The sequence below is a fragment of the Mesorhizobium sp. B4-1-1 genome (assembly GCF_006439375.1).
Classification (GTDB): Bacteria; Pseudomonadota; Alphaproteobacteria; order Rhizobiales; family Rhizobiaceae; genus Mesorhizobium.
In genome coordinates this window covers 1-24,161 of sequence record NZ_VFTH01000040.1, presented here as the reverse complement: position 1 = coordinate 24,161, position 24,161 = coordinate 1, and the positions used below count along the sequence as shown (strand labels likewise).

The 24,161-nt window shown below is 63.2% G+C and carries 23 protein-coding genes; 17 read left to right on the top strand and 6 right to left on the bottom strand.

Annotated features, from left to right (window positions below; all coding sequences use genetic code 11):
* The 13 genes from FJW10_RS29665 to FJW10_RS29595 form a co-directional block, all read left to right on the top strand.
* Positions 1-1,119 (top strand): DUF5131 family protein (locus FJW10_RS29665; RefSeq protein WP_281405147.1); only part of this gene is annotated, 1,119 nt, incomplete at its 5' end.
* A 79-nt stretch (positions 1,120-1,198) separates the two neighbouring features.
* Positions 1,199-1,945, top strand: a complete 747-nt coding sequence (locus FJW10_RS29660; protein WP_246674409.1) for an ATP-binding protein — start codon at positions 1,199-1,201, stop codon at positions 1,943-1,945.
* Positions 1,942-2,532: a hypothetical protein gene (locus FJW10_RS29655; protein ID WP_140902687.1), complete on the top strand. Its 591-nt coding sequence runs from the start codon at positions 1,942-1,944 to the stop codon at positions 2,530-2,532. The genes FJW10_RS29660 and FJW10_RS29655 overlap by 4 nt, the downstream gene beginning before the upstream one ends.
* A 369-nt stretch (positions 2,533-2,901) precedes the next feature.
* On the top strand, positions 2,902-5,580 hold the full coding sequence (locus tag FJW10_RS30620; RefSeq protein WP_246674408.1) for a phage tail tip lysozyme: 2,679 nt from the start codon (positions 2,902-2,904) through the stop codon (positions 5,578-5,580).
* 3 nt (positions 5,581-5,583) lie between these two features.
* Positions 5,584-5,952, top strand: coding sequence for a hypothetical protein (locus FJW10_RS29640; RefSeq protein WP_140902686.1), 369 nt, complete (start codon positions 5,584-5,586; stop codon positions 5,950-5,952).
* Between the two features lie 2 nt (positions 5,953-5,954).
* Positions 5,955-7,256: a hypothetical protein gene (locus FJW10_RS29635; RefSeq protein ID WP_140902685.1), complete on the top strand. Its 1,302-nt coding sequence runs from the start codon at positions 5,955-5,957 to the stop codon at positions 7,254-7,256.
* On the top strand, positions 7,253-8,104 hold the full coding sequence (locus FJW10_RS29630; RefSeq protein ID WP_140902684.1) for a hypothetical protein: 852 nt from the start codon (positions 7,253-7,255) through the stop codon (positions 8,102-8,104). The genes FJW10_RS29635 and FJW10_RS29630 overlap by 4 nt, the downstream gene beginning before the upstream one ends.
* Positions 8,104-11,214, top strand: a complete 3,111-nt coding sequence (locus FJW10_RS30920; RefSeq protein ID WP_140902683.1) for a hypothetical protein — start codon at positions 8,104-8,106, stop codon at positions 11,212-11,214. Before FJW10_RS29630 ends, FJW10_RS30920 begins: the two co-directional genes overlap by 1 nt.
* A gap of 31 nt (positions 11,215-11,245) precedes the next feature.
* Positions 11,246-11,659 (top strand): hypothetical protein, encoded by a 414-nt coding sequence (locus FJW10_RS29620; RefSeq protein ID WP_140902682.1) that lies wholly within the window; start codon positions 11,246-11,248, stop codon positions 11,657-11,659.
* A gap of 10 nt (positions 11,660-11,669) precedes the next feature.
* A complete protein-coding gene (locus FJW10_RS29615; RefSeq protein ID WP_140902681.1) occupies positions 11,670-13,424 on the top strand; it encodes a hypothetical protein in 1,755 nt (584 codons plus the stop codon).
* A 182-nt stretch (positions 13,425-13,606) separates the two neighbouring features.
* Positions 13,607-14,230 (top strand): hypothetical protein, encoded by a 624-nt coding sequence (locus FJW10_RS30915; RefSeq protein WP_246674407.1) that lies wholly within the window; start codon positions 13,607-13,609, stop codon positions 14,228-14,230.
* A 138-nt stretch (positions 14,231-14,368) separates the two neighbouring features.
* On the top strand, positions 14,369-15,667 hold the full coding sequence (locus tag FJW10_RS29600) for a DUF3419 family protein (protein ID WP_140902678.1): 1,299 nt from the start codon (positions 14,369-14,371) through the stop codon (positions 15,665-15,667).
* Positions 15,664-16,329 carry a class I SAM-dependent methyltransferase gene (locus tag FJW10_RS29595; RefSeq protein ID WP_140902677.1) on the top strand — a complete coding sequence of 222 codons (666 nt, stop codon included), beginning with the start codon at positions 15,664-15,666 and terminating at the stop codon, positions 16,327-16,329. The genes FJW10_RS29600 and FJW10_RS29595 overlap by 4 nt, the downstream gene beginning before the upstream one ends.
* A 54-nt stretch (positions 16,330-16,383) precedes the next feature.
* Here FJW10_RS29595 and FJW10_RS29590 read toward each other — a convergent pair whose 3' ends face one another.
* The 5 genes from FJW10_RS29590 to FJW10_RS29570 form a co-directional block, all read right to left on the bottom strand.
* The gene (locus tag FJW10_RS29590; RefSeq protein WP_210239832.1) at positions 16,384-17,283 is read right to left on the bottom strand and encodes a DDE-type integrase/transposase/recombinase; all 900 of its coding nucleotides are present in this window, start codon (positions 17,281-17,283) and stop codon (positions 16,384-16,386) included.
* A gap of 55 nt (positions 17,284-17,338) precedes the next feature.
* A complete protein-coding gene (locus tag FJW10_RS29585) occupies positions 17,339-18,412 on the bottom strand; it encodes an XRE family transcriptional regulator (protein ID WP_140902675.1) in 1,074 nt (357 codons plus the stop codon).
* Positions 18,413-18,423: 11 nt separating this feature from the next.
* The gene (locus FJW10_RS29580) at positions 18,424-19,035 is read right to left on the bottom strand and encodes a hypothetical protein (protein WP_140902674.1); all 612 of its coding nucleotides are present in this window, start codon (positions 19,033-19,035) and stop codon (positions 18,424-18,426) included.
* A 63-nt stretch (positions 19,036-19,098) separates the two neighbouring features.
* Complete coding sequence (locus tag FJW10_RS29575) at positions 19,099-19,293, bottom strand: RNA-binding protein (RefSeq protein ID WP_246674406.1); 195 nt, start codon at positions 19,291-19,293, stop codon at positions 19,099-19,101.
* A 22-nt stretch (positions 19,294-19,315) separates the two neighbouring features.
* Positions 19,316-19,513: a hypothetical protein gene (locus FJW10_RS29570; RefSeq protein WP_140902672.1), complete on the bottom strand. Its 198-nt coding sequence runs from the start codon at positions 19,511-19,513 to the stop codon at positions 19,316-19,318.
* A 163-nt stretch (positions 19,514-19,676) separates the two neighbouring features.
* Here FJW10_RS29570 and FJW10_RS29565 point away from each other — a divergent pair, with 163 nt between their 5' ends.
* Positions 19,677-19,973 carry a type II toxin-antitoxin system RelE/ParE family toxin gene (locus FJW10_RS29565; RefSeq protein ID WP_140902671.1) on the top strand — a complete coding sequence of 99 codons (297 nt, stop codon included), beginning with the start codon at positions 19,677-19,679 and terminating at the stop codon, positions 19,971-19,973.
* An 8-nt stretch (positions 19,974-19,981) separates the two neighbouring features.
* Positions 19,982-20,290, top strand: coding sequence for a HigA family addiction module antitoxin (locus FJW10_RS29560; protein ID WP_140828959.1), 309 nt, complete (start codon positions 19,982-19,984; stop codon positions 20,288-20,290).
* A gap of 25 nt (positions 20,291-20,315) precedes the next feature.
* Here FJW10_RS29560 and FJW10_RS29555 read toward each other — a convergent pair whose 3' ends face one another.
* Positions 20,316-21,698, bottom strand: coding sequence for a serine hydrolase (locus FJW10_RS29555; protein WP_140902670.1), 1,383 nt, complete (start codon positions 21,696-21,698; stop codon positions 20,316-20,318).
* 232 nt (positions 21,699-21,930) lie between these two features.
* On the opposite strand from FJW10_RS29555, the gene FJW10_RS29550 reads away from it, so the two are divergent.
* Entirely contained in the window at positions 21,931-22,722 is a 792-nt protein-coding gene (locus FJW10_RS29550; protein WP_140902669.1) for a GH25 family lysozyme, read from the top strand.
* 183 nt (positions 22,723-22,905) lie between these two features.
* The gene (locus FJW10_RS29545; RefSeq protein WP_140902668.1) at positions 22,906-24,084 is read left to right on the top strand and encodes a lytic murein transglycosylase; all 1,179 of its coding nucleotides are present in this window, start codon (positions 22,906-22,908) and stop codon (positions 24,082-24,084) included.
* Positions 24,085-24,161 lie beyond the last annotated feature (77 nt).

Here is a 24,161-nt window from a genome sequence, read left to right as displayed (position 1 = left end):
CCCCCGCATCCGCCCCGGAAAGCGCCCGCCGCCCCCAAAGTCCCCCTTGCGTGGCGGCGGGCGCTCCTAAGCGGCAGAGAGGCTTCTTCGATGAGTGACGGCACCAGCATCGAATGGACCGACGCGACCTGGAACCCGATCACCGGGTGCCAGATCAAGTCGCCGGGCTGCAAGCGTTGCTACGCGATGAAGCTCGCCGGCACGCGGATGAAGCATCACTGGAGCCGCCAGGGTCTGACCGTTGACACCAAGGCCGGGCCAGTCTGGAACGGCGCGGTACGGTTCAACCAGCCCTGGCTGACCCAGCCCCTGCAGTGGACGAAGCCACGCATGATCTTTGTCTGCGCGCACTCCGACCTGTTCTACGAGGAAGTTCCCGACGAGTGGATCGACCAGATTTTCGCCGTCATGGCGGCATCGCCGCGCCACATCTTCCAGGTGCTCACCAAGCGCCCGGAGCGCATGCGGGATTATGTGTTCGCCCAGGACGGCGCCGAGTTCCTGGAAACGGCCACGTGCCCCGAGCTGTCCGGCATCCATCCGGCGACGCTGGTGCGCGCGGCGAAGGAGATCCGCGCCGAGCTGCTCGACGAGCGCACGCGCGACATCAAGGCCGACATGAAGCGCCTGGCGAAGGGTCCGTCGCTGATCGAGCGCGCGCTTGAGGTCAAGACGCGCGACATCCCGAACGTGATCCCGCTGCCGCGCCGCGAGGAGATGCACTCCACCGCGCAGATCGAGGCGGCGATCGCGGCCAAGGCCGAGCGGATCAATCCGAGCAAGCCGCTCGATCCGGCCGCCGCCGCCGCGCATCGCCGCCTGATTGATGAGATGCGCGCCGAGGAAGAAGCCGAGCTCACCGCCAGCACGGAGGCCATCCTGGAACAGCGCATGGCCGAGGTCGCGGCCGAGCGCGTCGCGCATCTGCCGGACAACGTGGTGAAGCTGCCGGAGACGCCGCTGGAGCGCTACCGGCGGGCGCTTTCCTACCAGGCCCAGATGAAGGCCGGCGAGCTCACCGCCCCGGACGCCATGTGGCTCGGCGGCTACGTCACCTCGGCCGAGTTCAAGGCCCAATCGGCCATCCATGAGGATTTCGGGGACGCGTACCTGTCCTGAAAGGCGATCGGCCCGGTGCTGGAACACCGGGCCGGTCAGGAAAGAGCGCCGCGAAGCGGCACCAACACGAGGAAGCATGATGACGGAAACACCCAAAGTCAATCGGCCGGCGCCGCTGAAGAACGTTTCGGCCTTCGCCACGCTGCTGGAGCTGCTGGTCGATCGCGACCCGAAGCTGCCCGGCCTGGGCGCCTTTTTCGGCCCCTCCGGATTTGGCAAGACGGAGTCGGCGATCTATGGCGCCAACCGCTACCGAGCCGCCTATGTCGAGTGCGGGCAGTTCACCTCGGCGCGCTCGCTGCTCTCGGACACCCTGAAGGAACTGGGCGAGCCTTCGCCGCGCGGCAACATCGAGGCGATGAAGAACCAGGCCATCATGCTGATGGTCGCCGATCCGCGCCGGCCGCTGATCATCGACGAGGCGCATTTCATCGCCCACAAGAAGTTCGTTGACCTGCTGCGCGAGCTTTCCGACAAGTCTGGCGCGCCGGTCGTCATGATAGGCGAGGAGCGGCTGCCGATGCTCCTGGAGGGCTTCGAGCGCGTCCACAACCGTGTGCTCGAATGGCTGCCGGCGCTGCCCTGCGATGCCGAGGATTTCGCGCTGCTCGTGCTCAACCGGTGTGGCAGCGTCAAGCTCGCTCCGGACCTCGCGGCGGCCATCCTGGACAAGACCAAGGGCAACACGCGCCGTATCGTCATCAACCTCGCCAAGGTCCTCCAGATCGCGAAGCTGGCCGGCGTCGGCGTGATCGATCTCGCGACCTTCGGGGGCGTCAGCGCCATCAACGCCACCCCCCGGTTCACGGCGAGGAAGCTGCTGTGAGATCGCTCCTCGACATGGTCAAGATCAATCTGAAGGTGCCGCGCGGCGAGGCCGGCTTCTGGTCGATCATCCTGAAGCTCGACGCCGCCGGTCCCTGGACGATCCGGCAGGTCGGAGACCGCACCAACTCCAAACAGAGGATCGTCGACAACTACGTGAGGCGCCTGCTGCTGGCCGGCTTCGTGGAGATCGCGAAAACGGAGCCCCGGAAAGGTCCGGGCAACTTCGCCCAGGCCCGCTACTTCCGCCTGCTGAAAAGCCCGCTGATCGCCCCTCGCATAAAGCAGGACGGCACACTGTTGCCGGAGACCGGCAACGAACAGGTCTGGCGCGCCATCCGCATGCTCAAGTCCTTCTCGGCGCTGGAGCTGCACGAACACTGCGCCAGCGAGGTCGCTCCGGGCTCAGCGGGGAACTATGCCCGGGCACTCGCGGCGACCGGAGTGATCGTCGGCACCTGGCCAAACTATCGGCTGGTGCGCGACCTCGGCCCGGCGGCGCCGAAGCTGCTCACCGCCAAGATGGTGTTCGATCCGAACACCTCCGCCGTGCTTGGCGATGTCGTCGCCCGCGAGGCCGGATCATGAACCGCGGACCCGTCAAGAACAGCCGGCCGGCTGGCAGGAGCTTCGCCGAGAAAGCGGCCGAAGCCTGGGCGCCCGCGCCCGACTGGATCGAGGAGCTGGCCCGCCTTGCCGATGCCGAGGGCCTCGGCGGCGCCGAGAAGCGGATCGGCTACAGCCGCTCGGCGGTCTCGACCATCCTGGCCAACAAATATGCGGGCGATATCGCCCGCGTCGAGCAGATGGTGCGCGGCGCCCTGATGGCCGCGACCGTCGATTGCCCGGTGCTGGGCGAGATCGGCCGAGACCGCTGCCTCACCGAACAGAAGGAGCCGTTCCGCGCCACGTCGCGGCACCGCGCCCAGCTCTTCCACGCCTGTCCGCCGCGAAAGCATGGCGAACCTCGACCACGTCATCGAACAGGTCGGCCAGCCCAACGTTCTGCTGCCCTACCAGGCGAAGACGGTCGAGCTGCTGGAGAGCACGGCGTGCAAGGTGCTGTTCGTCGAGAAGTCGCGACGCATCGGTCTGACCTGGGGGCTGGCGGCCTATGCCGCGCTGCGCGCCAGCCGTGCCAAGGACGCCGGCGGCATGGACGCCATGTACATCTCCTATTCGCAGGAGATGACGCGCGAGTTCATCGACGCCTGCGCCATGTGGGCGCGGGCCTACGCCTCTGCCGCAATCTCGCAAGACGAGTTCCTGTTCGACGACACCGACCCGGCGCACCCGACAGAGACGCGCCAGATCCAGGCCTTTCGAATTCGCTTCGCCTCGGGCTTCGAGATCCTGGCGCTGTCCTCGGCGCCGCGCACCCTGCGCGGCAAGCAGGGCCTGGTCATCATCGACGAGGCGGCCTTCGTCGACAGCCTGAAGGAGTTGCTGAAGGCAGCGCTGGCGTTCCTGATGTGGGGCGGCCAGGTCGTTGTCTGCTCGACCCACAACGGCACCGACAATGAATTCAACGTCCAGGTCCAAGACATCCTTGGCGAGCGATCGAAGTTCAAGCACCTGCGCATCGACTTCGACCAGGCACTGCTCGACGGGCTCTACCAGCGCATCTGCCTGGTCACCGGCAAGGAATGGTCGCCGGAGGCTGACCGTGTCATCGCGGCGCTGAAGACCGAACAGGAGATCCGCCGGCTCGGCATCGACCTCTATGGCCAGGAAGCCCAGGCGATGCGCGCCAACACGGCTGAGCTGTCGTCGCTCGCCGAGCAGGCCGCCAAGGCCGGGCTGCAGCAGCAGCTGTTGTTCGACCGCCAGCAGATGTTCCGCTCCCAGACCGAGCAGACGGTCGCGTCGACCATGCGCGGGGCCGGGTTGGACTATGACCCCAACTCGGCGATCGCCCAGCAGATCCGCTACAACGAGCAACTGAAACAGACCAAGGCCGCCTGGGAAGACATCTTCTCGACTGTCAATGACGGCATCGACGGCATCAGCGACGCGCTGTTCAGCGGCGGGTCGATCACCGAGGCGCTGAAGAAGGCTGGGTCGCAGCTCGCCAAGACCGTCTTCGACATGTCGCTGACAAATCCGCTGAAGAACTGGCTGACCGGCGGCAATTTCAACACCATCGCCGATCTCGGCATCTTCCCGGGCGCCGCCAGCGGCAAGGGCGGCGGCTTCGGCGGCGTGCTCGGCCAGATGCTCGGCGCGCAGAAGGCCGTCGCCTCCATGCAGGTCCAGGCAGCCAGCGTCTTCATCAACGGTTCGCCGCTCGGCGTGCCTGGCCTCGGCGGCCTGCTCGGGGGAAGCGGCTTCAAGGCCGACACGACGCTGTCGGACCTGCTCGGCTACACCGCCGCCAACCAGAACGGGCCGAACACGCCGGCGACGGCCGCCAAGCTGCTCGCCGGTCTCGGCTCGCCGCTCGGCTTCGGCACCGACGGCACCGCCACCAACTCGATCGCCAGGACGGCGTCCGGCGGCGGCGTTGCGGCGCAGGTCTGGAATTTCTTCCAGGGCAAGGGCCTCAAGGATTTCCAGATCGCCGGCATCCTCGGCAACGTGAAGGCCGAGAGCGCCTTCAATCCGCTGGCGATCGGCGATGGTGGCAATGCCTTTGGCCTCTTCCAGCATAACGACCGCGCGCCCGCTCTGCTGTCGGCGATCGGCGGCCGGGGCAATCTCGGCGACGTCCAGGCGCAGCTGCAGTTCGCCTGGAAGGAGCTGCAAGGCAGCGAGGGCCTGGCGCTCAAGAAGCTGATGGGCAGCACCGACGTGCGCGGCGCCACGGCGGCCTTCGCCGGCTTCGAACGCCCGAAGGGCTTCAGCTGGGCCGACCCGGAGGGCGCGCACAACTTCGCCGGCCGCCTCAGCGGCGCCCAGGAGGCGCTGTCGCGCTTCGGTGGATCGGCGACGACGGCGACCTCGGCCGTCAGCCAGCTCGGCGGCGCGTCGTCCGGCGCGATGTCGAGCCTGGTCTCGTCGACCGGCACGGCCGCCAAGGGCCTGGACGTTTTCGGCAGCGGCGCCGGCAAGCTCGGCAGCATGCTCAACCAGTTCCCGGCTGCGCCCGCCGGCGGCGGCGGCGGCCTGTTCGGCTGGCTCGGCGGCCTGTTCGGCGGCGGCGCCAGTGTGGCCTCCATGAACGCCATATCGCCTTTGGCCACAGCCGATATCCTGTCCGGATCGTGGGGCCTGTTCGCCAATGGCGCCGCCTTCAGGCGCGGCAACGTGGTGCCATTCGCGCGCGGCGATGTGTTCTCGACGCCAACCTATTTCCCGATGTCGGCCGGTCGCACCGGCGTGCTGGGCGAGGATGGCGAGGAAGCCGTAATGCCGCTGCAGCGCGGTCCGGACGGGCGCCTCGGGGTCGTCAATCACCAGCCGCTCCGGGCGCCCAGGGCAGCGACTGGCAACGGTGGTGCGGGCGGCTCCGGCGGCGGCATCACCCGCGCGCACATCGAGGGCATCGTCAACGCGATCGCCGACAAGCTGCGGCTCAACGCCAACATCGTCAACCTGAACGACGGCAGCGACATCAAGCGGTACCTGATGTCGGAGGACGGCCACGCCACGGTCGCCGTCATCAATCGGCGAAACGGCACCGGGACCAGGGGTTAGGCCATGTCATTGCTGAATTCTCTCGTCCTCGACAGTGGCCTCTCGGTGCTCGTCGCCAACGGCAACCGGCTGCACATCTGCTCGGCCGAGCCCACTGATTACGCCACCGCCGTCAGCCTCTCGCTGGGCACCAAGAACACCCCGACGATCAGCGCGATCGGCGCGCGCACTCCCTCGGGCCGCAAGGTCACGGTCTCGGCCATCACCAATGGCGCCGTGAGCGCCAATGGCAACGCCTCGCACTGGGCGATCGTCGATACCGTCAATTCCCGGCTGCTCGCCGCCAAGCCGCTGGACGCGACGCTCGCGGTCAACAATGGCGACACCTTCACCCTGCCGGCCTTCGACATCGGCATTCCGGGGCCGGCCTGATCATGGCCACGGTCGCTCTCTCCACCGGCAATCTCGACGCTGGCGCGCCCGACCTGGCGTCGCCAGCGCTGCAGCTCATCCACCACCTGTCGACCGGCAATCTCGATGCCGGCGCCCCGGATCTCGGCTCGCCCCGGATGGTGATGCTTTACGAGGCCTGGCCGTTCCGCCCGGTGGCCGGCGCCAGCGACACGCTCGAAACCCTTTCGGAGGTGATGCAGTCCTACACCGACGAGACGCGCCTGGCGCTGCGCAAGGCGCCCAGGCAGAACCCGCGCTATACGGTCAAGCTCGATCCCGCCCAGTTCAGCCGCGCCAGGGATTTCGCCAGGCGCCGCGCCGGCACGCTGGTCAGCGTTCCGATCTGGTGGGAAGGCATCCGCGTAGCCGATGTCGCGGCGGCCGACACCGAGATTGCGATCGACACGACGGCCGGCGACTGGCGCGTCGGCGGCCGTCTGATCGTCTGGCAGGACGAGGACAATTTCGCGCTGTCGCTGATCACGGCCGTCGATGTCGACAAGGTGACGCTGCTCGCGCCGATCGGCGTCGACCTGAGCGCGCCGACCGTGGCGCCGGTGCGCAATGCCCGGCCGGTCGAGGGCTTCAACATCGGCCGCGGCGTCAGCGGCAAGCTCACCATCGACATGACCGCGCGCTTCCAGGTGCAGGACAATGTCAGGCTGGAGGGCGATGCCGGCTATCCGCAGTATCTGTCGCTCGACGTGCTGACCGAGCCGACTGCCCGGGTTTCCGACATCTCGGAAAACATCGTCCAGGCGGCCGAATACAAGGACAATGGCTTCGGCCTGGTCGAGATCCAGCGCCAGCGCAACTATGTCGACTACGGCCAGAGCATCGCCTTCCTCGAGGAGGGCGCGGCCGCGGTCTGGCGGCGGCGCGTCTGGGTCCATGCGCGCGACGGCAAGCAAAAGGCGTTCTGGCTGCCGAGCTTCAATTCCGACCTGAAGCTGACGGCGCCGATCGGCGCGGCCGACACGTTGGTGACGGTCAGGCGCGTCGGCCTGATCGCGGGCTATCTCGGCCGGCATGTCATGATCGAGCTGAAGGACGGCACGCGCTATTTCCGGCAGATCACGGCGGCGGCGCGCGTCGGCCTCAACGACCAGGTCACGCTGGACAGCGCCCTCGGTTCATCGGTCTCTGCCGCCCAGATCCTGTGGTTCTGCTTTCTCAGCAACGTCCGCTTCGACAGCGATGCCGTCACCTTCAACTTCGTCGCCTCGGGCAAAGGCCCGCTGGTCGCCACGCTCTCGGTGCCCGTCACGGAGGTGCCGGCATGAGCGACGGCTACGACACCGCAAACGAGTCGGTCGACAAAGGTCAACCCTACTTCCTCTACCTCTTCAACAATGGGGTGAGCGAGCCGACGCGCCTGACATCCGCCTTGGATGAGATCATCGCCGACCCCGAGGCTACGGGCACCGACAAGGTCTGGAAGCCGTCGCCGGTCATGCACGATGACATCGAGCTGTCCAACAACATCGAGCGAAACTCGGTCGACCTCACGTTTCCACTCGATGACAGCTACGCCAGGACGCTGGTGGTGCCACATAGCGAGATCACCGTCGTCACCATCTGGCGCGGCCACCACTCCGATCCGGAGCGCAAATTGCGCGTCTGGTGGAAGGGACGCGTCGTCGACCCATCGTCCGGCAAGCTCGAAATCAAGGTGCCGGTCGAGAACGCCTACACGTCGATGCGCCGGCCGGGCTGCCGCGCCCGCTACATGCGCACCTGCCGGCACGCGCTCTATTTCCCCGGCTGCAACCTCAACGTCGACGACTGGAAGATCCCCGCCACCGTCAGCGCCATGAGCGGCGGGCTGCTCTTGACCGTCGCCGAGGCCGCCGCCGAGAGCGACGGCTTCTACAAGGCCGGCCTGGTCATCTTCAACGGCCTCTATGGCTGGGTTGGCGACCATGCCGGCAGCTTGCTGACGCTGGCCGATGGCGAGATCGTCGGGCTCGCCGACGCGGTGGCGGCCGATGGCTCCGCATCGGTCTTTATTGCGCCAGGATGCGACCTGACGCCAGGATTGAACGGCTGTGCAAAGTTCGCCAACAATCTCGAATATGGCGGCTTCTGGTGGATGTCGGATAACAACCCCTTCAGCCAGAGCATTGTCTGATGCTCTGGCAGATTGCGCTCGCCATTATCTCGTTCGCCTCGCAGCTGTTGCTCGGGCCGAAGCCGCAGAACGCCAAGCCGAAAAGCCTTGAGGACTTCCAGGCGCCGACCGCCGAGGAAGGCCGCGAGCTGGGCGTCGCCTTCGGCACCGTCGACATCGCCGACCCGAATGTGACCTGGTACGGCGACCTGCTGCGGCGAGCCATCAAGGGCGCACGGCGCTACCTCATCGCCGGCCCACGCCAGATCCTCGGCTACAAATATTCGCTCGGCATGCAGATGGGCCTTTGCCACGGCCCGGCCGACGCGCTGCTGCGCATCACGGTCGGCGACAAGGTCGCCTGGCGCGGCGTCTCGACTGGCGGCCGCGTCAACATCAACAAGAGCAGCCTGTTCGGCGGCGACAAGAGTGAAGGCGGCATAAAGGGCGCCATCGACGTCTGCATGGGCTCGCCGGACCAGTCGCGCAACGACTATCTGCTGGCGAAGCTGGGCGAAACGATTTCGGCCTATCGCGGCATCGTCACCATCGTGCTTCGGCAGGTCTATCTCGGCACGTCGGCCTATCTGAAGCCGTGGGAGTTCCGGCTGCAGCGCATCCATGTGAGGTCGGATGGCAGCGCCCAGTGGTATGACGCCAAGGCGGCGATACCCGGGTTTGAGATTTCGACGGACGACACTGGCCGGGAAGCCTTGTCCGAAACGGGCGCCAAGAACATCGACACGAACGGGGACTATGCGGCGAGTGGCGACTCCAGCGGTGTTGTCCGGACATGGCTAATGCCGGATGGGGCCAGGCAAGAAATAACGCTGCCCGGCACCAATTTCCATACATCTGTTCACATCACCGATTTTGACGAGCTGGTCGTACGCAGCGGTGGCAATGTCGGCGGAAGCGCTCCCACCTACCTCGAATTCAGGGATGTGGCGAACCCTTCATCCATCATCCAGACGATCGACCTCGACGGGATGATCGCGGACGTCGGCGCTGGCGGGCTCAATTTTGGCTTCGTCATGTGCGATGTCTCCGTTGCGGGTGGCTCGTTCGCGCTCGTTGGCATCAAGGATGGCGCTACGGCCAATCCGCGCTTTTGGATCTTGCTGGAACGCGTGACGGTCGGAACGATCGATCAATGGGCAGTCTCGGGCTGGCACGCCCGCGTCAATTCCGCTCTCGGCGTCCCGTTTTCGATGGGGAAGACCTACGCCTACCGGGCGATCAACGACAAAAACATTATTCGCCTGACGTGGAACGGCGCTTGGGCCGAGACAATCGTGACGCTAGCCGAGGTGACGGGGACGGCCATTAATGTGGTCAGCTACAACGAGGCCACCAATAAGGTCGTCGTGGTCGACGACAATGGCGGCATCTACGTCTACAGCGAGGATCTTTCCACGCTCGTCAGGTCGTCGCTCGGCAATAGCGCACGACTTGGGGATAAAGCTATCTCATCGCGTATGTCGATGGGGTCGAGCACGGTGGTCATCCCTGACGCGTCGGCGGCCGGCGCGATCACAAGGTTCTATTTCGTACCGATCGCTGACCTCGCGATGGACACCTATGTCGACGTCGCGAATTCCAAATTCGCCCGTAAAGGCAGCACAATGCTCGGCGTGGCCTACAACGCCAGCAATGGCTATGTGGTGGCAGAGGGTTCTCCGTATCTTGTGTTCTGGCTGATCGCCGCCACCGTCTTCGACATGAACCCGGCCCACATCGTCCGGGAGTGCCTGACCGATGCCAATTGGGGCATGGGCTACACCGACGACGACATCGACGGCACGAGCTTCACCTATGCCGCCGATACCTTCTTCTCTGAGCTGTTCGGCGTCTCGCTCAGATGGGTGCAGGAAAGCGAGATCGAGGAGTTCGTGTCGAACATGCTGGGCTATGTCGACGCCTATCTCTACGGCTCGCGCTCGACCGGCAAGTTCGTGCTGAAGCCGATCCGGGACGACTACGATTTCGACCTGATCCCGCTGCTGATCGAAGCCGACATCCTGGAGTTCACCGAGATCAAGCGGCGGATGCCGTCGCAGGCGACCAACTCCGTCCTGGTCAAATACTACAATCGAGCGAAGCGGAAGACCGGCAGCCATCGTGTCACCAACACCGCCAAGGCGATGCAGTCGACCGGCAACGTGCCGCCAGCCAGTCGCGAGTATCCCGGCATCAACCGGTCCGACCTCGCCATCCGCGTCGGCACGCGTGACGCCATCGCGCTTGGGTCGGGGCTGATTTCCGGCCGGATCATCGTCAAGCCGAGGGATGACCTCAACCCCGGCGATCCCTTCCGCATCGTGTCGGCCCGCTATCGCCTCGCAGGCGAGGTCCAGCGTGTGACCGGGCTGCGCTTTGGCGACGGCCGCGACAACAAGATGGGCGTCACCCTGTTCCAGGACGTCTTCAAGCTCGGCCGCACCGTGATCGTCGACGATGGCGACACTGGCGGCGGCTGGACGCCGCCGTCTAGCGACCCGCTGCCCGTCTCGCCGCGCCTAGCCTGGGAGATGCCCTACCGCGAAGCGCGGCAGATGGTAGGCGATCCGGCCCTCGCGACCATGCTCGCGGGAGATCCCGGCGCCGGATTGCTCCAGGTCGCGGGCATCTCGCCCACGCCTGACGCGGCCAATGCCGATCTCATGGCGGACGCGGGCGGCGGCTATGCCGACAGCGAGTTGATCGACTTTGCGCCTGGCGGCTTCATCGTCGGCGACCTGGCGATCGACGCGACCACCGTCACGCTGAACGCCGGCAGCGGCGTGGACGCGACCGCCATCGGCCTCCTCGCCACGATCGGCGACGGTTCCAGGTTCGGGACCGAGGTCGTGCGGGTCGACGCCGTTTCCGGTGCCACGCTCACCATCGCCCGCGGCTGCCTCGACACCGTGCCGCAGGCGCATGCGGACGGCGCTGATTTCGTCCTCTTCGACGATCTCTCGACCAGCGATTTCCAGCCCTACACCGATGGGCAGAGCGCCAGCGTCAAGATGCTCACCAACACCGGCCAGGGGCAGCTCAGCCTCGGCGCCGCGCCAGTCGATAATGTCGAATTCGAAAGCCGGGCGATCCGCCCATACCGACCGGCCAATGTCACGCTCACCGGCTGATGACCTTCCATGAAAACCTGAGGAAAAACAGATGGCAGCTTTCAACAAGTTCAATTCGTTCGTCGAGGCGCTCGCCGAGAAGGTTCACAATCTCGGCTCCGACCAGCTGAAGATCGCGCTGTGCGCGGCAGCCAACGCGCCTGTTGCTACGAATACAAAGCTCTCCGACCTTACTGAGATCAGCTATACGAACTGTTCGTCGCGCAACGTCACGACGACGAGCTCTGCCCAGACCGGAGGTGTCTACAAGCTCGTCCTTGCCGACCTGGTGCTGACCGCCTCTGGCGCCGTCGGCCCGTACCGGTATGTCGGTCTCTACAACGACACGGCCACCAACAAGGAGCTGATCGGATACTACGATTATGGCTCCGACCTGACCATGGCGAGCGGCAACACCTTCACCGTCGATTTCGACGGCACAGCCGGTGCTTTGACGCTCGCCTAAAGGTATCGGGATGAGCATCGCTTTCACCCATGGACCGGCCTATGTCACGACCGATCCGATCGTCGTCAGCTTCTCGCGGCGGAACCGGCTGACCGAAAGTGTTGCCTCGCCTCTCGGCTGGACCGAACCGGACCAGGATCCCGAAGACGGACAGACCACCGTCATCGAAGTCCTCGATCCGACCGGAACGACCGTCGTCACCACGCATTCCGGCATCACCGGCACCAGCTTCGATGTGCCTAAGGCATCGTTCGGTGGCAACGCTTCCGGGTTCCTTCAGATATGGGCCGAGCGTGATGGCATCCGCTCCTATCAGCCCTACCGAATTCAGGTCATCTTCGCCAACCTGGAGAGCGCTTCATTCACGCTCACCGGCAATCCGGCGAGGGTCGGGCCGATGCTGTCAGCCAGCGCTGGAAGCTTCGCGCTTGCCGGTCCGGACGTTCAATTCAGCCAGGGCTTTGCTGTTCCAACAGGTTCCTTTGCGCTGGCGGGAGGTGCCGCTGGCCTCTCGTTCTCGACCGGCATGGTCGCAGGTGTCGGCTCGTTCGCGCTTACCGGGATCGCCGCCACTCTCAGCGCGCAACTCAACACGACCCTCGATCCGGCCACCAAAGGCTCGAATGTCACGCTTTCGAGCGGCAATCTGTCTGCCACGAACAGCGGAACCACCAAGACGGGCGCCCGCAGCGTCCATTCGAAAGCCAGTGGAAAATACTATTTTGAATGGACCGTAAACGCCCATCAGAATGCGGTGGGAGCCAATTTTCATGCCGTCGGCGTAGCTACGGAAGAAGTCCCCTACGCAGACGCGGATGCCGTCGCCTGTATGGCTGCGGTTGCCTTTGAAAACAACAACACCGCGAACGTGGTTTGGAGCCAGGGCGTCAATTCGGCATCCTTCGGGGGCACCACAGATGGCGATGTCTGGAGCGCAGCCATCGACCTCGACAACGCGATGGTCTGGTTCCGTCAGAACGGCGGCAACTGGAATGGCAGCGGCACCGCTAACCCGGCCACCAACACAGGTGGCATTAAACTTCACAACATGCTCGGCATGGCCGTTTCGCCATTTTGGGGCACCGACAAATCGGGCGATCGGGACACTTTCAATTTCGGCGATTCGGCGTTCACCTATACCGTTCCGAGCGGCTTTACCGCCGGTTGGCCGAGCACGCCTGACGACGGCAATGCCACAAGTGGCAAGACGACGCTCAGCGGCCCTGACAACGTCAATGTGACGCTTTCGAATGGCAGTCTCACCGCATCGCATTCCAACAGCTCCAACGCCATAGCGCGCTCGAAACACGCCAAGGCCTCGGGGAAATATTATGTCGAGTTCACCGTTGGGATTTGGGCCAACACTAATGATGGCATCGGCTTCGCCTACGCGAATGCCACGGCCACCAATGTGACGGCTAATGGCTCTAACAGCACCGCCGTCTATCGAAGCGGCAATATCTGGGCCAGCGGCAGCACAGGGACGTCGCTCGGGTCGGTCGCCAACGGTGATCGCATCGATGCGGCCATCGACCTCGACAACAAGCTCGTCTGGTATCGCAAGAACGGCGGCAGCTGGAACAATAGCGGCACCGCGGATCCGGCCACGGGAACTGGCGGCAAGTCCCTGTCCGGCGTTCCGGGTGTCTCCCCGTTCGTTGGCTTCGGAACGGCTACCGGGCAGTCAGCAACCATCAACGTCGGCGACACATCTTTTGTCGGTAGCGTCCCGAGCGGCTTTACGGCCGGCTGGCCGGTCGCATGAGTTCATCGGTCGGCAGTGTCGCCGCAGCTCATCGAATTGCTGATCCCGAGTGCCTTGTAATTGGTGCAAAGCATCGGCCACGAACCGGTGGCATAAACGCCGGCGGCCATGATCAGGGTCAAGGATTGAAGGGCCGTTTCAAAAGGTCTTCAATCAGGCTTGTCGAGGAGCGGCGAGCGCCTATGAGGTGGGCGATACTTCGCCACCAGCCTGACATTCACGCTTGGGATTGTGATGAGCCCGCCTATGGCTATCGTGACCATGCCATCGGCTTCATCGATGCGCCTGACCTCGCCAGTGAGTTCGACCTGGTCGCGCGGCTTAGCCTTGGCAGGCGCCGTTATCGAATGGGGGAAGTTGTAGCCGGGTATGCTAACGCTCGCGCGGCCGTCGACCAGCTTGATGATGGTGGCCGTGATTGCCACTTCGTCGCCTATACCCAATTCCCGCGCCATGCCGGGCATTCTGACGCGGCTCTGGCGACCGTCAAGAGGCCGGCCTATATCGGTTCCATGGCGAAGGGCTGGACCATCCAGGGCTTGATCGACGGCACGATGAAGGTGACCGCCTACTACTGCCACAACCCGAAATGCCACCACAGCCAGGTGCTCGACCTGGAGGCTTTGAAGGCGAGGCTCGGACCGGACACGCCGGCCATGGAATGGGACCTGCGACCGAAGCTGAAGTGCAGGAAGTGCGGCAACGACGACGCCAAGCGGTTCGGCATCATCTACAGCCCCGACTACGACAAGAGCCCGAGGATGCCATTTTCGAGCCCCTACGCAGGTCCCAAAGGAAGGCGTTGAAGGCCCGTTAAAAGGTCAATCAACGCCGCGCGTTCTGGTGCCAAGTGAAGTTGCGCGGAGGTGCCAAGCGATTTTGCGCGCTACATAAAGCGTGAAATCAGCGTCAACCTGCCGTCAACAGGCTGTCACCTGCCTGTCATGACGCTGCGCTACCCGCTTGCGCCAACGCAAACGGGGAATCACCTTGTCATGTCGGATGTTTCCGGAGAACTCGTTTATCGCCGAGGCAAGGAAGTCGGAAAGGCCGTCTACCAGAACCGCGCATTGTCGAAGGACGGCATTTCCGAGCGGCTGTTCGCCTTTCTGTTCTCCGGCCTCGTCTATCCGCAGATCTGGGAAGACCCGGATGTCGACATGGAGGCCATGCAGCTCGGCGCGGGCCACCGCATCGTCACAATCGCCTCGGGCGGCTGCAACATTCTGGCCTACCTGACCCGCTCGCCGGCCAGGATCGATGCCGTCGATCTCAATGCCGCGCACGTCGCGCTGAACCGCATGAAGCTGGAAGCGGTGCGCCACCTGCCGTCGCAGGGCGATCTCTTCCGCTTCTTCGGCGCCGCCGGCACCAGCCACAATTCCGACGCCTATGATCGCTTCATCGCGCCTCATCTCGATGCGGTCAGCCGTCACTATTGGGAGCGCCGCAGCTGGCGCGGTCGCCGCCGCATCTCGGTCTTCGACCGCAACTTCTACCAGACCGGCCTGCTCGGCCTCTTCATCGCCATGGGCCATCGCGTCGGCAAGCTGTTCGGTGTCGACCCGGCCGGCATCATGAAGGCCGAGAACATCGGCGAGCAGCGCCGTTTCTTCAACGAGGAGCTGGCGCCTGTTTTCGACAAGAAGCTGTTGCGCTGGGCGACGTCGCGGAAAGCCTCGCTGTTCGGCCTCGGCATCCCGCCGGCGCAATACGACTCGCTGATCACGTCTGGCGACGGCTCGATGGCGAGCGTGCTCAAGGCGCGCCTTGAAAAGCTCGCCTGCGACTTTCCGCTCAAGAACAATTACTTCGCCTGGCAGGCCTTTGCCCGTCGCTATCCGCAACCTGGCGAGGCAGCGCTGCCCGCCTATCTGGAACAGAGCAACTACGAGACGATCCGCGACAACATCGATCGCGTCGCCATCCACCACGCCAACCTGATCAAGTTCCTGGCCGCCAAGGACGCCGGCACCGTCGACCGTTTCGTCCTGCTCGATGCGCAGGACTGGATGACCGACGACCAGCTCAATGCGCTGTGGACGGAAATCACCCGCACGGCATCGGCCGGCGCCCGCGTCATCTTCCGCACCGCGGCCGAACCCAGCCTGCTGCCGGGACGCCTCTCCAACTCGCTGCTCGACCAGTGGACCTACGAGAGCGATGCCTCGCGCGAATTCTCCGCAAAAGACCGCTCGGCCATCTATGGCGGCTTCCACCTCTATGTGAAGCGCGCCGCATGAGCACGACGGAGCTGCCCGCCAGCCATGCCGAACTGATGGACGGCGTCTACCGCTGGCAGCGCCACATCTACGACCTGACCCGCAAATACTACCTGCTCGGCCGCGACCGGCTGATCGACGGACTGGACGTGCCGCAAGGCGGCACCGTGCTGGAGCTCGGCTGCGGCACCGGCCGCAACATCGTTCTCGCCGCCCGCCGCTACCCGGGCGCCCGCTTCTTCGGTTTGGATATCTCGACCGAGATGCTGGAGACTGCGAACGCGACCGTCGCTCGCGAAGGTCTCACGAACAAGGTCAACCTCGCACGCGGCGACGCCACCGATTTCGACGCCAAGGCTCTCTTCGGCATCGAGCATTTCGACCGGGTCTTCGTCTCCTATTCGCTGTCGATGATCCCCGGCTGGGAGAAGACCGTGTCGGCCGCCCTCGCCGCGCTTGCGCCCGGCGGCTCGCTGCATGTCGTCGATTTCGGCCAGCAGGAGGACCTGCCGCGCTGGTTTCGCGCCCTGCTGCGCGGCTGGCTACGGAAATTCCATGTCACGCCGCGCGCCTCGCTGCGCGACGTGCTTGAATCGGAATCCGAGCGCACCGGCGCAACCTTCCGTTTCAGAACGCTTTATCGCGGCTATGCCTGGCTGGCGGTGATCAAGATCGCCCACTGAATCTCGCAATTTGAGGCGCCTGTGGCTGTATCGAACGCAATCAACGATAGTGTCTCAGTTTGAAATTTCGGCGACGGTCTTTTTGTAAGGGCCGCGCTTGCCTGGCTTCGGCGCAACGGCGTCCATCATGCCGCAAAGATCGTCCATCGACCAAAGCGTCTGCGATACGCCAGCCGCCATTGCCGGCGACATTTTCAGCGTCTTGTGAATGCGGATGAAGTTGTACCAAACCGTGTATAGCGCAACCATGTGGACGTGGTTCTCGAACTTCTTTGAGAACGCATTGGTGAGGCGCGTGAAGCGACGCATTTGCATCCGCATGGTGAGGTTCTGGCGCTCGACATGCGACGTGCTGACATGCGCCAGATCGGGCTCGCCTTCGATACGGGTCTTCTTCGCGCCAGTGCATACGGCGGGGCTGTAGCGGCGTTCCTGTGGCACCGCCTTGCCTTCCGGCTCGCCATACATCTTGACCAGCATCGCATAGTCGATATCCGCCCCAAAGGCTTCCTCTACGGCGTTCAAATAGGCCTTGTGACCATCGGTCGTAAGCTGGACGCGATTGGCAAGACGGTCCTTTACGTCATCCATGAAGGCCAGCGCATATTCGCCGTCGCGACCGCCGACCAGCCAGGAAATGATGAGCTTGCTGTCGCTGTCCAGCGCGGTCCAGGTCCATGTGTCGCCAGCGCCATCGACAGGCTTTTTCATGCCGGCAACGTTCTTCTGCTTCGCGCCCGTAAAGCTCCAAATTTCATCGCACTGAACGCGCTTGGACTTCACGTTGCGGACTTCGCGGTCGTGCAGATCGGCGCAGAATTTGCCGGCATCGACAAGCAGCTTGGAAACCGTGTTGATCGACACATCGGCAACGCGGGAGATCGAACGCATCGAGGAACCCTCGCAAAGCATGGTGAGGATTTGGACGCGGGTCTTCGGGGGCAGCTTGTTCATGCCCCTAATATCTGAACTTTTATGCTTAGTGTCAAGCATTAAAGTTCAATCTGGTTTAGATCGCGTTCAGATGACGAGCGCCAATCGCGGGAGAGGGAGGTACAGAACCTGCCAAACCCCAAATCAGCCCTTCCAATTCATCCAATGGAAGATGGAGAGATCGCGCGATCTCATTTTTGGAGGTCCGCTCATGCCAAAGTTGCGAGAGAACTTTCTTCCACACAACCGACGTTTCGCGTTCGATTCCGCCCGGCTCTCCTGTCCGAAACCCCCTTTTCCCAAGTTCTATGCAAATCGATTTGTACTGCCATTCGGAAAGTAGGCCCAAGGAGTGCAGACGGTAGGCCATGGCCATTGCAGACACGCGCCACCTGGCTTTCGCCTTGATAACTACGTTGGTGTTTATGAATCGTGGCATCCTTGCACGTACGTCATTGGCAGGCATGAGAAACGCAGACGCAAATGCATTGGCCTCCCGTTCGGCGGCGCGCGATTGCCCCCTTGGGCCGCCGTGCTTGTGCATGACAAGATGTCCAAGCTCATGAACAGAATCAAAGATGCTGTGTTCAGATGTTTTGAAGTTGTTGAGGAAAATGTAAGGGCGACCATCGCGCCAGAATGAAAAAGCATCCACCGTCTTGGTATTCTCTGACAAAGAGAACAACCGAACTCCCCGCGTCTCCAGAAGGCCAATTGCGTTGCCAATCGGCTTTTCCCCCAAGCCCCAATATTGTCTCAGTGAACGAGCCGCCGCTTCTGCATCCGTTTCATAGCTAAGGTCGAGCAAATCTGGTGCAGGCAATGAAAAACGTGCCTCCACCCAGTCGCCCAACTGCAAGCCCAAAGACCCGGCAGAAACCGCCGCGTCACGCTCCTTAGCGCTCATCTTTGACAGGCTTCGAAAGCTCACTGCATCGGTGTCCAAATCTTCCGGGTCATCGGCGTAAAAGAACTCGCGCGGGAATCCCAAGGCGGATTCCAGCCGCATCACGGTTTCGCTATCGGGTTGGTTCTCACCCTTTTCCAGCCTCGTGATTGTCATAGCCGAGAGGCCGGTGAGTTCAGCGAGTCCTTTAGCTGTCAGCCGCCGCCTTTGCCGGGCGAGGCTGAGCCTCTTGCTGTTAAACATGCAGTCACCCGCTACTTTCGAGCAACTTGCGGATCGAAGTCGTCCGCCCGATCTCCGTCATCCAGCGAAAGGATATCCGTGTCCATGTCGCTGCCATCGGAAAGATAAATGCGTTCTACATAGGCGCTGAAAGTTTGGCCTTTCACTACGGGCCTCGTTAATTCAGCCGCGCCATTCTCATCGACCATCATGTAGTAGGTAGCGACGCCGCCCGCCGGAATTGGCGCAAACTCAGGCAGATCGTCTCCGAACAGATTCCCCATGCATGCGCGCTCAGAGCCAGCGCCCTTGGGTGAGCGAGGTTTAGGCTTCGCCTCATCGTCGCATGCTATGTCGACGTTTGAGAAAATCACCCGGATGCCAAGAACTTCGTGTTTAATTGCCTCAACACCGTTCGAGCGGTCTACGGCCCACCGCTCTCCAACGTGTCGATCACGCAGCGCCCACGAACCGTCTTGGTAGGCAAATGTGCCTGCGGCGTTTACTGGGTGGAATGGTGTCGCGTTGGAAGCGGAAGCGCGAGCAATATCGCGAACCTCTAACAGCTTTTGACGGCTAAGCTCCATTTCAGCGAGCCGTTGGTCCACGTCCCATTGCTCCCGCAGCACTTTTGTCTTAATCATGCCCGCAAACCCTATGTTGATTTTTCTTCCCTACTTGTAGGTGGAAAAAATCAACATGGCAAGTTATTTCGATGACCACCGCTTTGCCGCAGCTTTCCGCGCGATTTCGGCGCGCCGCTCTGGCGTCATGTTGGCGGCGCGCTTCTTTCCGCCCTGCGAACCAAGCTCTTTCGCGGCTGCGCTCTTGCCGTCGTCCTGCACTTCGTCTGCTTCCTCGCCAGTCGCAATGCGCATGACGCGGACGGCATTGCCGATCACGTCGGCGGGCCGCTTTTGGCCTTTAGGTCCGGTCGGCATCGTCGCTCTCCTGCCAATCCGCAAGCCCATTGGCCGTAATCCGCTGAATGCGGTTCAGGGTCTTGGCGATAGACTTCGCGGCGTAGGGGCGATTGTCGGAAGATTCCAGGACGCGCAGATAGTTCCTTTGCGCGCGAATCGCTTTGCGCCAAATCTCTTCAGATTGATACTCGCTCGGCATGACAACGCCCTTTGCTTTCCGCTAAGCATATAGGCGCTTTCCCCTACGCCATCAAACGGGATATGCGAGAGGGCAAATTTCAAACTGAGACACTACCCAATCAACTGAACAATTGCACCCATGACCCAAGGAGTGGTACACTGATCCCGCTTGGAAACATGTGATGATCGTTGGATTTAGAGATGGATGGCTGCGAGCCTTCTTTGTGGATGATATCCACTCCCGCAACATTCCGTCCGATCTCGAAAGCCGCTTGTTTCGCAAGCTCCAGATGATCGACGACGCTGCTACCGACCAGGATTTGCGAGTGCCGCCCAGCAACCGCTTCGAAAAGCTACGCGGCAATCTCGAAGGCTTTCATTCCATACGGGTCAACAAGCAATGGCGGTTGGTTTTCCGCTGGGATGGCGGCCGGGGTGAGGCGTCGGACATCTACTTGGACGACCACAGCTATAAGTGAGGTGAGACATGTTGATGACCGCACGCAAGCCGGCAACGGTTGGCGAAATCCTCACGGAGGAGTTCATGCACCCGCTTGGCTTGACGCAAGCCGCTCTGGCCGAGGCAATGGGCGTCCCGCGCAAGCATGTGAACGAATTGTGCAACGATCGCCGCAGCATTACCGCAGCGACTGCGCTCATTTTGGCGCGGGTGTTCGGCAACAGCCCGGATTTCTGGCTGAACGTCCAGCGCCGCAGCGATCTTTGGCAAGTCATGAACTCGCCTGACGAGCGGGCGCGCGTGGATCGCGCCAAACCTTTGCCGACCGCCGCATAGAGGCCGGCGATTGACCGCCACGCCTCTAAAGGAGCGCTTTTGCGAGCGCCCCAACCATCGCTTGTGGACGATAACCGAACTTGGCCGGCGTCAATCCAAGCCGCACCACCACCAACTGCTCCGACGGAATGATCGCCACCGTCTGGCCGTCATGGCCCTCCATCCAATAGGTGTCCTTGGGCAGGCCTGCAGCGACGCCTGCGCCGGGATTTTCCTCATCGCCCGGGCCTTCGATCCAGACCTGGCCTTTGCCGTACACCTTTGAAGCCGGCGCGGGCTCGCGCATCCAGTCGACGAAACCGGCGGGCAGGATCTGGTTGCCGTTCCAGGTCCCGCCCTGCAGCAGGAACTGGCCGAAGCGTGCCCAGTCATGGGCCGTGGCGTAGAGATAGGACGAGCCGACGAAAGTCCCCTGCTCGTCGGTCTCGAGCACCGCGCTGTGCATGCCGAGCGGCTCGAACAGCGCCGTGCGCGGCCACGCCAGCGCCTTGGCCTTGTCGCCGACCGCGTCCTGCCACAGGCGCGACAGCATCACCGCGGTGCCGCTTGAATAGGAAAACACCTTGCCGACCTCGCCGCTCAACGGCTTGGCCTCGGCGAAGCCTGCCATGTCCGGCTCAAGATAGAGCATGCGCGTCACGTCGGCGACGTCGCCATAATCCTCGTTGAATTCGAGCCCGCTCGACATCGCCATCATGTCGGCAAGGCTGATGGCGGCTCGCCCATCGGCCTTCCATGGCGCGAATAGGCCGTTCTTGTCGACTGCCATCTTGCCGTCCTTGACCAGCGTGCCGACGATCGCGGCATTCACCGTCTTGGTCATCGACCAGCCGAGCAGCGGCGTCTTGGCCGAAAAGCCCTCGCCATAACGCTCGGCGACGACACGCCCGTTTTTCACCACAACGATCGCTCGCATACCCGTGCCTGCCATGGCGGCATCGTCGACGATCTTCGCCACATCCGGATTCTGGGAAGCGTCCACGCGCTCGCCATCGGGCCAAAGCGCGTCCGGCTGCGCCGGCGTGGAGGCCGCGGCGCGCAGCGACGTCTGCCTTGCCTTGCCGGTGTCTCCATCGGGAAGCGACGCGCAGCCGACGCCGTCGCGCTCGACCGCGACGCTCTTGCCCAGAACCCAGAACAGGCCGGCCGAAACCAGCCCCCTCTCCTTGTCGACGGAGACCTTCATCAGCTTGAGCAGCGGATGGCCCGGCGCCTGCACGTCGACAGCCAGCACTTGCTTGGCGTCGCGGCCGGCGATGAAGACGTTCGAGCAGACGATCTTGGCCGAATAGCCGGAGCCGACGCGGATGAGTTCCGGCGGCGCGAAATAAAGCCAGGCAACGAGCGCGACCACGGCCAGGATCGCAAGGCCAAGCAGCCATTTGATGAACTTCACGACAGCCCGCATCATTTCCGCCCTTTGGAGTCTTCGGCTCGATTTATGTCATCGATTTGCCGCCATTGCTTCCGCAAAATCATCGATGTTGTCGAGCGCCGTCAATGGATTATCAACCATGTTCGGCGATCAACGGAGGAGCCGGATAGTCTCGTGGGGCGACAATCCGGAGGGGGCTTGCGCAAGCGACCACCACCAGTGAAGGACCCATCAGCGGCCGGCTGAACCCGGCTTGGGAAATGCCATGCGCCGTCTTGCGGCCATCCTGATGCTTACGCTGCTGGGCGCTTGCTCCACGGTGGACGATCTTTCGCCATTGTCGCCGTCTACGCAGACGGTGGCCGTGCGCGCGCCCAAATTCGAGGACTCAAAGCCGCATGAATGGGACAGCGGCGCGCCGTGGAATTACGCCATCCACGGCACGGATGTCTCCAAATATCAGACCTCGGTCGACTGGCCGACTGCCAGGGCCAGCGGCATTTCCTTCGCCTTCATCAAGGCGACCGAAGGCGGCGACCGCTTCGACGAATATTTCAACGAGCACTGGTCGCGCACCAGAGCCGCCGGAGTTCCGCGCGCGGCCTATCATTTCTTCTATTTCTGCACGCCGGCCGAAACCCAGGCGCGCTGGTTCATCGCCAATGTTCCAAGAGACCCGTCGGCGATGCCGCCGGTGCTCGACATGGAATGGAACCCGAAATCGCCGACCTGCAGGCTGCGCCCCGATCCGGCTACTGTGCGCAGCGAAATGACCGTCTTCCTGCAAATGGTCGAGCGCCATTACGGCAAGAAGCCGATCATCTACACCTCGCTCGACTTCTTCGACGACAACCAGCTGGCGACCTTCCGCGGCTATCCCTACTGGCTGCGCTCGGTCGCGGGCCATCCGCGCGAGAAATACGGCAGCCACCCCTTCACCTTCTGGCAGTACACCGGAACCGGCATCGTGCCCGGCATGATCGGCAGATCCGACATCAACGTCTTCAACGGCTCGGAAGCCGCCTGGAAGAAGTGGCTGCGGCAGAACACCCGTTGACATCGGCCGCCCCGCCTGCTTTTCGACACGGCGGGCGGCGAAACATGCAACCGCTGGTAATCCGGAGCGGCGCACTCACGCGAGTGCCTGGCGCGGCTCCTGGGCTTTGAAATCCTCGCATGCACTTGTCCGATCCCGTCCGGGGTCGCGATGGGGTCATGTGCCGGTCTCGAAAGGGAAGCGATGCGATTGCGCGTTGAAATCCTGGCGGCGCTGTTTGTCGGCGCGCTTGCACTGCCCGCGGCGGCGCAGGAATGCGGCGGCGATTTCGGGACCTGGAAGCAGGGCGTGGCGGCCGAAGCCAAGGCCGCCGGCGTCGGCGCCGTCGGCCTCGACGCGCTGGAGGACGCTACCATCGACGAGCGGGCGCTGGCGCGCGACCGCGCCCAGGGCGTCTTCACCCAGACTTTCACCGAATTCTCCAACCGCATGATTTCGGCCTACCGCCTGAAGCAGGGCGCGGCCAATCTGAAGAAATATGCCGAGGTCTTCGACCGCGCCGACAAGGAGTTCGGCGTCCAGCCGGCCATCATCGCCGCCTTCTGGGGGCTGGAGACCGACTTCGGCGCCGTGCAGGGCGACTTCCATACACTGAATGCGCTGGTGACGCTCTCGCATGACTGCCGCCGCCCGCAGCTTTTCCGGCCGCAATTGGTGCCGCTGCTCACCCTGATCGACCGCGGGGTGCTGCCGGCCGACGTCAAGGGCGCCTGGGCCGGCGAGATCGGCCAGACGCAGATCCTGCCGACCGACTATCTGGCCGAGGGCATCGATGGCGATGGCGACGGCAAGGTCGATCTCAGGAACAGCGTGCCGGACGTCATCATGACGACCGCCAACAAGATCATGTCGCGCGGCTGGAAGCGCGACCAGCCCTGGATCCAGGAAGTGCGCGTCCCCGACGACATGCCTTGGGATCAGACTGGCCGCACCAACAAGCTGCCGCTGTCGCAATGGGCGCAATGGGGTGTGACCAACCCGAACGGCACGCCGCTCGCCGACAACGGGCTGAAAGCCGGCCTGGCGCTGCCTATGGGTCGCAAAGGGCCTGCCTTCCTGGCCTACGACAATTTCGACGTCTACCTGGAATGGAACCAGTCCTTCACCTACGCGCTGACCGCGGCCGTGCTTGCCACGCGCCTTGCCGGCGCGCCGCAATTCGACCCGCGTATGCCCGAGCAAGGTCTGAGCGGCGACCAGATGAAGGCGCTGCAGACCAAGCTCGAGGCCAAGGGATATGACGTGGGCACGGTCGACGGCATCTTGGGCACCAACACGCGCGAAGCTGTCCGCAAGGAGCAGACGCGGCTCGGGTTGCCGGTCGATGGCTGGCCGACGCCGGAATTGCTGGCAAAATTGTGAGAATAGTGAATAGTGAATAGTGAATAGTGAATAGTGAATAGTGAATAGTGAATAGTGAATAGTGAATAGTGAATAGT